The sequence below is a fragment of the Streptomyces sp. NPDC054866 genome (assembly GCF_053610745.1).
Genome location: NZ_JBSGZA010000010.1, coordinates 146,701 through 158,837, shown reverse-complemented (window position 1 = coordinate 158,837; position 12,137 = coordinate 146,701). Strand labels below are relative to the sequence as shown.

Annotated in this window: 11 protein-coding genes and 1 pseudogene; 2 read left to right on the top strand and 10 right to left on the bottom strand. The window is 70.6% G+C overall.

Annotation, left to right across the window (positions count from 1 at the left end; translation table 11 throughout):
* Positions 1–14 precede the first annotated feature (14 nt).
* The 9 genes and pseudogenes from ruvA to pgsA form a co-directional block, all read right to left on the bottom strand.
* Entirely contained in the window at positions 15–623 is a 609-nt protein-coding gene (gene ruvA, locus ACWGI2_RS37095; RefSeq protein ID WP_453700239.1) for a Holliday junction branch migration protein RuvA, read from the bottom strand.
* Entirely contained in the window at positions 620–1,213 is a 594-nt protein-coding gene (gene ruvC / locus ACWGI2_RS37090; RefSeq protein WP_453700238.1) for a crossover junction endodeoxyribonuclease RuvC, read from the bottom strand. The genes ruvA and ruvC overlap by 4 nt, the downstream gene beginning before the upstream one ends.
* 133 nt (positions 1,214–1,346) lie before the next feature.
* Positions 1,347–2,099, bottom strand: a complete 753-nt coding sequence (locus ACWGI2_RS37085) for a YebC/PmpR family DNA-binding transcriptional regulator (protein WP_160503798.1) — start codon at positions 2,097–2,099, stop codon at positions 1,347–1,349.
* A 48-nt stretch (positions 2,100–2,147) separates the two neighbouring features.
* Positions 2,148–2,753 (bottom strand): pyridoxal 5'-phosphate synthase glutaminase subunit PdxT, encoded by a 606-nt coding sequence (gene pdxT, locus ACWGI2_RS37080; RefSeq protein WP_160503799.1) that lies wholly within the window; start codon positions 2,751–2,753, stop codon positions 2,148–2,150.
* A gap of 12 nt (positions 2,754–2,765) precedes the next feature.
* Entirely contained in the window at positions 2,766–3,680 is a 915-nt protein-coding gene (gene pdxS, locus ACWGI2_RS37075; protein ID WP_160503800.1) for a pyridoxal 5'-phosphate synthase lyase subunit PdxS, read from the bottom strand.
* A 139-nt stretch (positions 3,681–3,819) separates the two neighbouring features.
* Entirely contained in the window at positions 3,820–4,365 is a 546-nt protein-coding gene (locus ACWGI2_RS37070; protein ID WP_371530264.1) for a LemA family protein, read from the bottom strand.
* Positions 4,366–4,444: 79 nt separating this feature from the next.
* The gene (locus tag ACWGI2_RS37065; protein WP_453700236.1) at positions 4,445–5,605 is read right to left on the bottom strand and encodes a glycosyltransferase family 4 protein; all 1,161 of its coding nucleotides are present in this window, start codon (positions 5,603–5,605) and stop codon (positions 4,445–4,447) included.
* Positions 5,602–6,540: a phosphatidylinositol mannoside acyltransferase gene (locus ACWGI2_RS37060; RefSeq protein WP_453700235.1), complete on the bottom strand. Its 939-nt coding sequence runs from the start codon at positions 6,538–6,540 to the stop codon at positions 5,602–5,604. The genes ACWGI2_RS37065 and ACWGI2_RS37060 overlap by 4 nt, the downstream gene beginning before the upstream one ends.
* A pseudogene (gene pgsA / locus ACWGI2_RS37055) lies at positions 6,537–7,282 on the bottom strand (phosphatidylinositol phosphate synthase). The gene ACWGI2_RS37060 and the pseudogene pgsA overlap by 4 nt, the downstream one beginning before the upstream one ends.
* A gap of 203 nt (positions 7,283–7,485) precedes the next feature.
* Here pgsA and ACWGI2_RS37050 point away from each other — a divergent pair.
* Together ACWGI2_RS37050 and ACWGI2_RS37045 are read left to right on the top strand one after the other, a co-directional pair.
* Positions 7,486–9,693: an elongation factor G-like protein EF-G2 gene (locus tag ACWGI2_RS37050; protein ID WP_453700233.1), complete on the top strand. Its 2,208-nt coding sequence runs from the start codon at positions 7,486–7,488 to the stop codon at positions 9,691–9,693.
* 133 nt (positions 9,694–9,826) lie between these two features.
* Positions 9,827–11,494, top strand: a complete 1,668-nt coding sequence (locus ACWGI2_RS37045) for a hypothetical protein (protein ID WP_453700231.1) — start codon at positions 9,827–9,829, stop codon at positions 11,492–11,494.
* A 12-nt stretch (positions 11,495–11,506) separates the two neighbouring features.
* Here ACWGI2_RS37045 and ACWGI2_RS37040 read toward each other — a convergent pair whose 3' ends face one another.
* Complete coding sequence (locus ACWGI2_RS37040; protein ID WP_453399501.1) at positions 11,507–12,070, bottom strand: HIT family protein; 564 nt, start codon at positions 12,068–12,070, stop codon at positions 11,507–11,509.
* Positions 12,071–12,137 lie beyond the last annotated feature (67 nt).

Here is a 12,137-nt window from a genome sequence, read left to right as displayed (position 1 = left end):
GGGGCCGGCACGTACTAGCGGGTGCGGTTCAGCGTCTGAAGGGCGGCCTTGAGGAGCTGGCCCACCTGCGGCTTCTCGGACGCCTCTGCCTGCGGGGTGACGGCGGCGACGGCTTCGTCGGCCTCGCGCGTCGCGTACCCGAGGCCGATGAGCGCCGCGTGCAGCTGGTCGCTCCAGCCGGAGGTGACAGGGGTGCCGATCGCGGGGCCGCCCGTGCCGAGGGGCTCGCCGAGGCGGTCCTTGTACTCCAGGAGGAGCTTCTGGGCGCCCTTCTTGCCGATGCCCGGGACCGCGGTGAGCGCCTTCTCGTCGCCGGTGGCGACCGCGCGGCGCAGGGCGTCCGGGCTGTGCACGGCGAGCATGGCCTGCGCGAGGCGCGGTCCGACGCCGCTCGCGGTCTGCAGGAGCTCGAAGGTTTGGCGCTCGTCGTCGTCCGCGAAGCCGTAGAGGGTCAGGGAGTCCTCGCGGACGACCAGGGAGGTGGCGAGCTTGGTCTGCTGGCCGATCCGCAGGGTGGAGAGCGTGTTCGGCGTGCATTGGATGGCCATGCCGACACCGCCGACCTCGACCACCGCGGCGTCGGGGGCGAGGGCGGCGACGGGGCCGCTGACGAAGGCGATCATGCGGTACGGCCTTTCTGTGCTGCCCGGGCTGTACGGCCCGGCGGGGTCTTCGATGCGTGCAGGGCCACGGCCTGCTGGAGACGGTTCTGGGCCACGGCCTGCTGGAGGCGGTACTGCGCGGGGGCGCGCCAGATGTGACAGATGGCGAGGGCGAGGGCGTCCGCGGCGTCGGCGGGCTTGGGCGGTGCGTCGAGCCGCAGGAGGCGGGTGACCATCGCCCCGACCTGTGCCTTGTCCGCGCGGCCGTTGCCGGTGACGGCGGCCTTGACCTCGCTGGGCGTGTGCAGGGCGACGGGGATGCCGCGGCGGGACGCGCAGAGCATGGCCACGGCGCTGGCCTGGGCGGTGCCCATCACCGTACGTACGTTGTGCTGGCTGAACACCCGCTCCACGGCGAGGACTTCGGGGTCGTGCTCGTCGAGCCACTGCTCGATGCCCTGCTCGATGGCGACCAGGCGGTGGCCGAGGTCCGCGTCGGCGGGGGTGCGGACGACACCGACTCCGCGCATGGTGAGCGGCCGTCCGGCGACTCCGTCGACGACCCCCACACCGCACCGGGTCAGTCCGGGGTCCACCCCCAGTACGCGCATGCGCGGCCCCTCCCCTCGTCGCGGCGGCGATCTTTGACTTCGAGCCAGGCTATCCGCTGCCACCGACAACAGCGGCGGGCCGGTGGACGTGTGTCCCACCCGGCCCGCCGAAACCGCTCAGCTCGCGGCAGCGCTACGCGTCGACCTTCTCCATGACCTCGTCGCTCACGTCGAAGTTGGCGAAGACGTTCTGCACGTCGTCGCTGTCCTCCAGCGCGTCGATCAGCTTGAAGATCTTCCGCGCGCCGTCCTCGTCCAGCTCGACCTGCATGGTCGGGACGAAGTTGGCGTCGGCCGAGTCGTACTCGATGCCGGCGTCCTGGAGCGCGGTGCGGACCGCGACCATGTCGGTGGCCTCGGAGAGGACCTCGAAGGACTCGCCGAGGTCGTTGACCTCTTCGGCGCCCGCGTCCAGGACCGCGCCGAGGACGTCGTCCTCGGACAGCTCGCCCTTGGGGACGATGACGACGCCCTTGCGGTTGAAGAGGTACGAGACGGAGCCCGGGTCGGCCATGGAGCCGCCGTTGCGGGTCATCGCGACGCGTACGTCAGAAGCCGCGCGGTTGCGGTTGTCGGTGAGGCACTCGATGAGCACCGCGACGCCGTTCGGGCCGTAGCCCTCGTACATGATCGTCTCGTAGTCGGCGCCACCGGCTTCGAGACCGGCGCCGCGCTTGACCGCGGAGTCGATGTTCTTGTTCGGGACCGAGCTCTTCTTGGCCTTCTGGATGGCGTCGAAGAGGGTCGGGTTACCGGACACGTCGGCGCCGCCCGTGCGGGCCGCGACCTCGATGTTCTTGATCATCTTCGCGAAGAGCTTGCCGCGCTTGGCGTCAATCACGGCCTTCTTGTGCTTCGTCGTAGCCCATTTAGAGTGGCCGGACATCTGCCTGTCTCCTTCGCGTTACCCAACTGTACGAACGCAGAGATCCTACTAGGATCCCGCCGCCGCGTGCCCCCGCACCATCCCGACGAACAGCTCGTGCACGCGATGGTCGCCCGTCAGCTCGGGGTGGAACGACGTGGCGAGCGCGTTGCCCTGACGCACGGCGACGATGTGCCCCTCGTGCTCGGCGAGCACCTCGACGCGCGCGCCGACCGACTCGACCCAGGGGGCGCGGATGAAGACACCCTCCACGGGGTCGCCGTCGATGCCGGCGATGTCGACGGCCGCCTCGAAGGACTCGTTCTGCCGCCCGAAGGCGTTGCGGCGCACGATCATGTCGATGCCGCCGAAGGTCTCCTGCTCCGAGCGCGGATCCAGGATCTTGTCGGCCAGCATGATCATGCCCGCGCAGGTGCCGTAGACCGGCATACCGGCGCGCACGCGCGCGCGAAGTGGCTCCAACAGGCCGAACAGGGCGGCCAGTTTGGAGATGGTCGTGGACTCACCGCCGGGGATGACCAGGCCGTCGACGTCGGCCAGCTCTTCGGGGCGCCTGACCGGCCTGGCCACGGCGTCCGCCGAGGCCAGGGCGATCAAGTGCTCCCGTACGTCGCCCTGGAGAGCCAGGACGCCGACTACAGGGGTGTCAGTCATCTACGTAGTGCCTTACCAGCCACGGTTCGCGTAGCGCTCGGCCTCGGGGAGGGTGTCGCAGTTGATGCCGACCATGGCCTCGCCGAGGTTGCGGGACGCGTCCGCGATGATCTTGGGGTCGTCGTAGAAGGTGGTGGCCTTCACGATGGCGGCGGCGCGCGCGGCCGGGTCACCCGACTTGAAGATGCCGGAGCCGACGAAGACGCCCTCGGCGCCGAGTTGACGCATCAGAGCGGCGTCGGCGGGGGTGGCGACGCCACCGGCCGAGAAGAGGACCACCGGCAGCTTGCCCAGCTCGGAGACCTCCTTGACCAGCTCGTACGGGGCGCGGAGGTCCTTGGCGGCGGCGTACAGCTCGTTGTTGTCGAAGCCGCGCAGCTTGGCGATCTCGTTCTTGATCTGGCGTAGGTGGCGCACGGCCTCGACGACGTTGCCGGTGCCGGCCTCGCCCTTGGAGCGGATCATGGCCGCGCCCTCGGCGATGCGGCGCAGGGCCTCGCCCAGGTTGGTGGCGCCACACACGAACGGGGTCGTGAAGGCGAACTTGTCGCTGTGGTTGACCTCGTCGGCCGGGGTCAGGACCTCGGACTCGTCGATGTAGTCGACGCCGAGGGACTGGAGCACCTGGGCCTCGACGAAGTGGCCGATGCGGGACTTGGCCATGACCGGGATGGAGACGGCCTCGATGATCTCTTCGATCATGTTCGGGTCGGACATCCGGGCGACGCCGCCGTCCTTGCGGATGTCGGCGGGGACCCGCTCCAGCGCCATGACGGCGACCGCGCCCGCGTCCTCGGCTATCTTCGCCTGCTCGGCGTTGACGACGTCCATGATGACGCCGCCCTTGAGCTGCTCGGCCATGCCGCGCTTGACGCGCGCGGTGCCGGTCTCGGGCGACTGGTTGCTGCTGGGGAGGGTGCTGGACACGGAGTTGACCTCGCTCGCTGAAGACGGGTTCCTGCGACTACGAGGAAACTCCCGGCCACCAGTCCACAGCAAGGGCCAATGGACGACCGGTGGCTCATTTTTCCCGTACGCCCCTGGTCAGGGACGTACCCGTGCGGGGCTACGTGGTCGCGCGGTCGGCCAGCGCGACCGGCGGTTCGTCGTCCATCTCGAAGGCCATGGGGAACGGCGCGTGCCCCGCGAGGCGGAACCAGCGGACCTTGCGGTGCCTGCGCAGGGCGCGAGCAGCGCGTACGGCGTCGTTGTGGAAGCGCCGGGCCATCGGCACCCGGCGCACGGACGCCGCGAGCTCGGTCGCCGCCTCGTCGCCGCCGGGAGCCTCGCGCACCGCCTCCACCTGCTGCACCTCCCCGAAGATCGCGCGCAGCGCCTGGCTGAGCTCGCTCTCGGCGACCTCGCGGTGCTCCTCCTCGGCCTGCCGGGCCGCGTGCGCCGCTTCGTAGAGCACGATGGAGGCCGCGGGGTCGAGCACCCCCGAGGTGGCCAGCTCCTGTGCGACCGACGCGCGGCGCAGCAGCTGGGCGTCGAGGGCGGCGCGGGCCGCGTCGATGCGGGCGTGCAGCCGGTCGAGGCGGCCCGCGGTCCAGCTCAGGTAGAGGCCGATCGCGAAGAGGGCTACCGCGATCCAGATCAGTGTCGAGGTCACCGGGGGAAGGCTAGTCGCATCGGCGGTGCCGGTTCACCGCCGGGCTCCCCGCCCCCGTGACGGGGAGCCCGGCGAGCGGTCAGTCCCGTGCGAGACCGAACCGTGCCCGCAGGCCCGTGCGTTCGTCGGCGGCCACCGCGGCCGCCCCGTCCGCCACCGTCTCGTACACGGAGAGGATGTCGGCGCCCACCGTCGACCAGTCGAAGCGGCGTACGTGCTTGCTGCCGCGCTCGCGCAGTTCCTCGCGGCGCTCGGGGTCGCCGAGGAGCCGCAGGGCCGCCGCGGCCAGCGAGTCAGCGTCCTCGTTGGTGAACAGGTCGCCCGCGGCGCCCTGGTCGAGGACCTGCGCGAAGGCGTCCAGATCGCTGGCGAGTACGGGTGCGCCCGCCGACAGCGCCTCGACCAGGATGATCCCGAAGCTCTCGCCCCCGGTGTTGGGAGCCACGTACACGTCGACGCTGCGCAGCAGCCGCGCCTTGTCCTCGTCGCTGACCATGCCGAGGAACTCCACGCGCTCCCGCATCTCGACGGGCAGCGAGGAGACGGCCTCGTGCTCGTCGCCGCGGCCCGCGACGAGCAGCCGGGTGCCGGGGCGCTCGGCGAGGATCTTCGGCAGCGCCTTCATCAGCACCGGAAGGCCCTTGCGCGGCTCGTCGATGCGGCCGATGAAGCCGATCGTCCCTCCCTGCCACTCCGCCTTGGGCTCGACCTTGGCGAAGAAGTCGACGTCCACGCCGTTCGGGATGACGACCGCGTCGCCGCCCAGGTGCTCGACGAGCGTGCGGCGCGCGTACTCGCTCACCGCGATGCGTGCGCTGATCTTCTCCAGGGCGGGCTGCAGGATCGGGTACGCCGCGATCATCGCCCGCGAGCGCGGGTTGGACGTGTGGAACGTCGCGACGATCGGGCCCTGCGCCGCCCAGCACGTGAGCAGGCCGAGGGACGGCGAGGTCGGCTCGTGGATGTGGATGACGTCGAACGTCCCGTCGTGCAGCCAGCGCCGCACCCGCGCGGCCGACAGGAACCCGAAGTTGAGCCGGGCCACCGAGCCGTTGTACGGCACGGGGACGGCGCGGCCCGCCGATACGACGTACGGCGGAAGGGGGGTCTCGTCGTCCGCGGGGGCCAGGACGGACACTTCGTGCCCGAGGCGGATCAGGTGCTCCGCGAGGTCACGGATGTGGAACTGGACGCCGCCCGGCACGTCCCACGAGTAGGGGCAGACGATGCCGATCCTCACGGCGCGGTCCCCTCGGCGAGTCGCCCGGAACCGTCGGCGGGCCCCTTCGCGGGGTCGAGATCAGCGAGCCACAAGCGCTGCAGCATGTGCCAGTCCTCCGGATGGTCGGCGATACCCGTGGCGAAGGCGTCAGCCAGCGCCTGCGTCATGACAGACGTCTTCTCCGTACGGGTACCTGTCTCGGGGACATCGATGGGGGCGTGAACGCGCCCCTTCATGATGGGCGTCTCGTCATACCAGAGGGTGACGGGCAGCAGGAGCGCCCCCGTCTGCTGCGCGAGGATCGCGGGCCCCGCGGGCATCCGCGCGGTGTCCCCGAAGAACTTGACCTCGACGCCGGATGCCGAGAGATCCCGGTCCGCGACCAGGCAGACCAGGCCGCCCGCGCGCAGCCGGCGCGCCAGGGTGCCGAAGGCGGAGCCGCCCTCGTGCGGCAGGACCTCCATGCCCAGTCCCTCGCGGTAGGCGACGAAACGGTCGTACAGGGTCTCGGGCTTGAGCCGCTCCGCGACCGTCGTGAACGGCGTGTCCAGTTTCGTGGTGACCCACGCGCCCGCCAGGTCCCAGTTGCCCAGGTGCGGAAGGGCCAGAATGACGCCCTTGCCGGAGGCCAGGCCGTCCGTCAGGTGGTGCAGGTCCTGGCCGACGAAGCCTTCCTTGATGCGCTCCCGGCTCCACGACGGCAGCCGGAACGACTCCATCCAGTAGCGCAGGTACGAGCGCAGGCCCGCCCTGGAAAGCTCGGCGAGGCGCTCCGGGCTCGCGTCGGGCACCACGCGCGCGTAGTTGGCCTCAAGACGCAGGACGCCCTTGCCGCGCCGCTTCCACACGGCGTCGGCGATGGTCCGGCCGAGGCGCACCGCCACCGGCTCGGGAAGCTTCTTGACCGAGCTCCAGGCGGCTCCGTAGAGCGCGTCGGTCAGTCGTTCCTTCACGACGTGGCCTCACTGCCCTGCGCACGGCTCTCCGTGGCCGCGTCCGCCTCCGTGGCCGCGTCCGCCTCGGCGGACTCCCTGCGCACGGTCACGACGCGCTGGATGAGCGTGACGAGGCTGCCGACGGCGACGATCCACAGGGCGATGGGCAGCAGTACGTCGATGCCGGGGACCCCGAACTTGTGCAGCCCCGCGAGGCCCGCGGCGACCAGCGAGATCACCAGGCGCTCGGCGCGCTCCACCAGGCCGTTGACCGCGACGGGCAGGCCGATGGCCTCGCCGCGCGCCTTCGTGTACGAAACCACCTGGCCGCTGGCCAGGCAGAAGATGGAGACGGCGCACAGGATGTTGTCGTCGCCCGAGCCCGCGTACCAGAGCGCGAGGCCACCGAAGATCGCGCTGTCGGCGACCCGGTCGAGCGTGGAGTCCAGGAAGGCCCCCCAGCGGCTGGAGCGTCCCAGCTGCCGCGCCATGTTCCCGTCGACGAGATCGGAGAACACGAAGAGCGTGATGACGATCGTGCCCCAGAAGAACTCTCCGCGGGGGAAGAAGACCAGCGCGCCCGCCACCACACCGGCCGTGCCGATGAACGTGACCGCGTCGGGGCTCACGCCGCGACGGATGAGAAACGCGGCGAACGGTGTGAGAACACGCGTGAAGAATGCACGCGCGTACTTGTTCAGCATGGCCTTCCCGAGGGGTCGGTGAGCCGCGCGGCCCTGTTGGCCACCGGCTGGCCCATCGTAGTCACGCCCCTGACGGACCGGCTCGCCCCCTCACGATCGCGTACGACGTATGGACGCACAGTGACCCGAGTGGAAAGCTCGGAAGCACCGCGGGCGTCGCCGGAGCCGACCCGCACGCGGCCCCCGCGTGTCCGCGAGCAGCCAGCATCCCCGAGGGGGCTGTGCCTCCTCACCGTGCACGTGACCGGGAGGCCAAGGCATGGGCGACAAGGCGAACGCACACCCCGGAGCCGCCGGCAGGGCTACAGCGGCCGACCACCCCGCCTCCGTACGGAATGTGGTGCTGGTCGGCCACAGCGGATCGGGCAAGACGACTCTGGTGGAGGCCCTCGCGCTGACCGCGGGGGCGGTGAACAGGGCGGGCCGTGTGGAGGACGGCACCGCCGTCTCCGACTACGACGACATCGAGCATCGGCAACAGCGCTCGGTACAGCTGTCCCTGGTCCCCGTCGAATGGGGCGGCTTCAAGATCAATCTTCTGGACACCCCCGGGTACGCCGATTTCGTCGGGGAGCTGAGGGCCGGTCTGCGCGCGGCTGACGCGGCCCTTTTCGTCGTTTCGGCGGCCGAGGGCATCGAAGGCATCACCGGCTCGACCCGCATGGTGTGGGAGGAGTGCGCGGCGGTCGGCATGCCGCGAGCCATCGTGGTCACGCACCTGGAATCGGCCCGCGCGGACTTCACCGCGATGACCCGCACCTGCGCCGATGCGTTCGGCGCCGACGACCCCGACGCGGTGCTTCCGCTGTACCTGCCCCTGCACGGCGCCGAGGGGCCGGACGGGCACGCACCGGTGACCGGCCTGATCGGGCTGCTCTCGCAGCGGATCTTCGACTACGCGTCCGGCGAACGGAAGGAGTCCGAACCGGGCGAGGACCAGCTCCCGCTCATCGAGGACGCGCGCAACAAACTGATCGAGGGGATCATCGCCGAGAGCGAGGACGAGTCCCTCATGGACCGCTATCTCAGCGGCGAGGACCTCGACTTCAAGACCCTGGTGGAGGATCTGGAACGGGCCGTGGCACGCGGCATCTTCCACCCCGTGCTCGCGGCGGCCCCCGCCGCCGAGGGCGCCCGCCAGGGCATCGGCACGGTGGAGCTCCTTGAGCTGATCACCGGCGGTTTCCCCACCCCCCTGGAGCACCCGGCGCCCGCCGTCACCACACCCGGCGGCAAGGCGCGGCCCCCGCTCACCTGCGACCCCGAGGGACCGCTGGTCGCCGAGGTCGTGAAGACCGCGTCCGATCCCTACGTGGGCCGCGTCTCGCTCGTACGCGTCTTCTCCGGCACCCTGCGGCCCGACGAGACCGTGCACGTCTCCGGACACGGCCTGGCCGACCGCGGCCACGAGGACCACGACGTCGACGAGCGCGTCGGCGCGCTCTCCTCCCCCTTCGGCAAGCACCAGCGCACGCTCACCAGCTGCATCGCGGGCGACCTGGCCTGCGTCGCCAAACTGAACCGCGCCGAGACGGGCGACACCCTCTCGGCCAAGGACGACCCGCTCCTGATGGAGCCCTGGGACATGCCCGACCCGCTCCTGCCGCTCGCCATCCAGGCGCACAGCAAGGCGGACGAGGACAAGCTCTCCCAGGGTCTTTCCCGTCTGGTCGCCGAGGACCCGACGATGCGCCTGGAGCAGAACCAGGACACCCACCAGGTGGTGCTGTGGTGCCTGGGCGAGGCCCATGCCGATGTCGCCCTGGAGCGGCTGCGCAGCCGGTACGGCGTGCAGGTCGACGTCGTGGCCCACAAGGTCTCCCTCCGGGAGACGTTCGCGGGCAAGTCGGCGGGACGGGGCCGCCATGTGAAGCAGTCCGGCGGCCACGGCCAGTACGCGATCTGCGAGATCGAGGTCGAGCCGCTGCCGGGCGGCAGCGGCATCGAGTTCGTCGACAAGGTCGTGGGCGGCGCCGTGCCCCGGCAGTTCATCCCGTCCGTCGAGAAGGGCGTGCGCGCGCAGGCCGCGAAGGGTGTGGCCGCCGGCTACCCCCTGATCGACGTACGCATCACGCTGCTCGACGGCAAGGCGCACTCGGTGGACTCCTCCGACGCCGCGTTCCAGACGGCGGGCGCGCTCGCGCTGCGCGAGGCGGCGGCCGACGCCAGGATCCATCTCCTGGAGCCGGTGGCCGAGGTGCGGGTCCTGGTCGGCGACGACCATGTGGGCTCGGTGATGAGCGACTTCTCGGGGCGCCGCGGCCGGGTGGTCGGCACCGAGCAGGCGCCCGGCGGGCGCACGCTCGTGAGGGCCGAGGTGCCCGAGATCGAGATCGGGCGCTACGCCGTGGACCTGCGGTCCCTCTCGCAGGGCACCGCGCGCTTCAGCCGCACCTACGCACGCCACGAACCCATGCCGCCCCAGCTCTCCGAGAGGATCCGTGAACAGGCCCAGGACGTCACCTAGTTGAGGATCTCCGGCAGGGCGCACCCGATGCGCCCTGCCGGATGTCAGTGCACACCGATACGCTGATGACCTGATCAACAGGTGTGCCAGGCACGGAAGTCGGGAAGGCCGCAGCAGCGAAGGTATTGCGGCGATGGGGGCGGCAGTGGCGGACGACGTATTCGACTTCAGGCCCGGGGCCCAGGTCCCGCTGTCCGGGGCCGCAGGACAGACGGCGGCGACCCACGCCCTCGCGTCGGCCGCGTACCGCGACGACAAAGCGACGAAGATCCTCGACGCCAACAACGAATGGCACAAGTCCGAGGTCAAGGAAGGCCTTTGGTCGCTCTTCGCCCCGAATCTGGGCGAGGCGTTCGCACGGGCCGTGCAGGTGCGGATGCTCGGCGGCGCCCGTAAACCGCTCATCCAGTCCTTCGGCATGGAGCCGCAGTCGATCGTCGAGCACTGCCTCGCGGCGAACAACATCCGCAAGGAGCGCGACCGCTGGCTCACCGTCGTGATGGTGCTGTGCGGACTGCTCTTCCTGCCCGGACTGCTCGTCTGGCTGCTGCTCTTCACGGCCAAGCAGGCGGTCGTCAAGCGGGACAACAAGCGGGCGAGCGCGATCGCGACGGCCGTCCTGGTCGCCGTAGGCGTCCTCGCCGTGATCTTCCTCATCAAGCTGCCGATCGGCGGCCTCCTCGGGTGGTACATCCGCGCGGCGATCGTCGTCCCCGTGGCGGGCTGGTTCTGGGCCAAGCTGATCGCCGAGCGCACCGCGAGAGACCTGCGCGACCGCTGGGCGAGCCTGCTCTCGGGCGGCGGCATCGGCGCCAAGATCCCCGAAGCGGTGCCAGGCAGCCCGGGCGAGACGGCCGCCGAGCAGCTCCGCCAGGGCCTGGCCCGCCTGTCGGCCGAGCAGCAGAGCAACTCGGTCTTCTACGCGGGCCCCAAGGGAATACTGGGCATGGGCACCCGCTGGGGCAGCTGGCAGCTCGCCGAGGAGCTGGTCTCCAGCAAGGAAGGCACGGAGATCCACCCGTTCCGCAGCTGGGACGTCATACGGTCCGTGCACGACCAGCTGCGCCTGCTCGAGCGCGGGCCACTGCACACCGGCGGCTTCCCGACCCCGTCGATAAAGCACTGGATCGTCTCCCCCATCGGCGAGAACGCGAAGGCGGTCTCCCGCCCCGGCGGCACCGAGGTCGAGGCCTTCCAGGTCCGGGGCCACGAGATACAGCGAATCTGCAACGAGCAGCAGTTCGGCGGCGGCGACCGGCACTACCTCGGCTGCCAGTTCACGCTCTGGGACGGCCAGTTGGTCATCACGATGCTGATCACGGTGACCGTCCTGCACGAGACCCTGCGCATCGAGGTCACAGGACACGCCCTCGGCCCGGTCCACTCGCTGTTCACCAGCAAGCCCGACCCCAAGGTCAAGAAGGTCGCCAAGCCCATCAAGTTCTGGGAGACCACGGAGCGCAAGCTGCCCCTGGTCGACGCCGACGAGGTCGTACGCCTCGCGCTGCGCGCCCCCTTCACCTGGTATCCGCCGATCCTGGACTACCTCGGCGGCAAGCTGGTCCTGCCCGAGCCCTTCGGACTGCGGCACGCCTGGGCGGACAAGCCGTGGCGGCACCGCTTCATGGCCGACGACGCGCTGCGCGCGGCCACCCCGGTGCTCCGCGTGGTGCACTCGGCGGCCATCAAGGTCCTCCAGGAGAACGGCGTCGACACGGAGAAGTTCGGTACGCGCTCCGGCTTCCTCAGCGGCGCGGTCCAGGACCCGATGCCGAGGAAGGCGGACGTGTACGACGCGTGAGCGTGAGGCGCGTCAGAGCGCGGCGGGCCAGGCGTCGGCCAGCATCTTGCGGGTGTCCGCGAGCAGCTGCGGAAGGATCTTCGTGTGGCCGACGACCGGCATGAAGTTCGTGTCCCCGCCCCAGCGCGGCACGATGTGCTGGTGCAGATGCGCGGCGATACCGGCGCCCGCCACGGTGCCCTGGTTCATGCCGATGTTGAAGCCGTGCGCGCCTGACGCGGTGCGCAGCGCCGTCATGGCCTGCTTGGTGAGCTCACCGAGCTCGGCCGTCTCCGGGGCGGTCAGCTCCGTGTAGTCCGCGACGTGACGGTAGGGCACGACCATGAGGTGGCCGCCGTTGTACGGGTAGAGGTTGAGCACCGCGTACACCTGCTCGCCGCGCGCGACGACCAGCCCGTCCTCGTCCGATTTGGCCGGGATGGAGCAGAAGGGACAGCCGTCGTCGGCGCCCGGACCGCTCGGCTTGTTCTCGCCCTGGATGTACGCCATCCGGTGGGGCGTCCACAGGCGCTGGAACGCGTCCTGCGTCCCCACTCCGATCTGCTGCTCCGGCTCACTCGTCATGCTGTGCAGCATATGACTTAGCCCGATCGAAGCGTGTCGCCGGGGCGCCCGCCGCATGCGGCACCGCGAAGCTGGCCCG

Coding starts and splice junctions, on each gene's coding strand:
- pdxT (WP_160503799.1), bottom strand. CDS start 2,753: ATGACTGACACCCCTGTAGTCGGCGTCCTGGCTCTCCAGGGCGACGTA.
- ruvA (WP_453700239.1), bottom strand. CDS start 623: ATGATCGCCTTCGTCAGCGGCCCCGTCGCCGCCCTCGCCCCCGACGCC.
- ACWGI2_RS37045 (WP_453700231.1), top strand. CDS start 9,827: ATGGGGGCGGCAGTGGCGGACGACGTATTCGACTTCAGGCCCGGGGCC.
- ACWGI2_RS37085 (WP_160503798.1), bottom strand. CDS start 2,099: ATGTCCGGCCACTCTAAATGGGCTACGACGAAGCACAAGAAGGCCGTG.
- ACWGI2_RS37040 (WP_453399501.1), bottom strand. CDS start 12,070: ATGCTGCACAGCATGACGAGTGAGCCGGAGCAGCAGATCGGAGTGGGG.
- ACWGI2_RS37050 (WP_453700233.1), top strand. CDS start 7,486: ATGGGCGACAAGGCGAACGCACACCCCGGAGCCGCCGGCAGGGCTACA.
- ruvC (WP_453700238.1), bottom strand. CDS start 1,213: ATGCGCGTACTGGGGGTGGACCCCGGACTGACCCGGTGCGGTGTGGGG.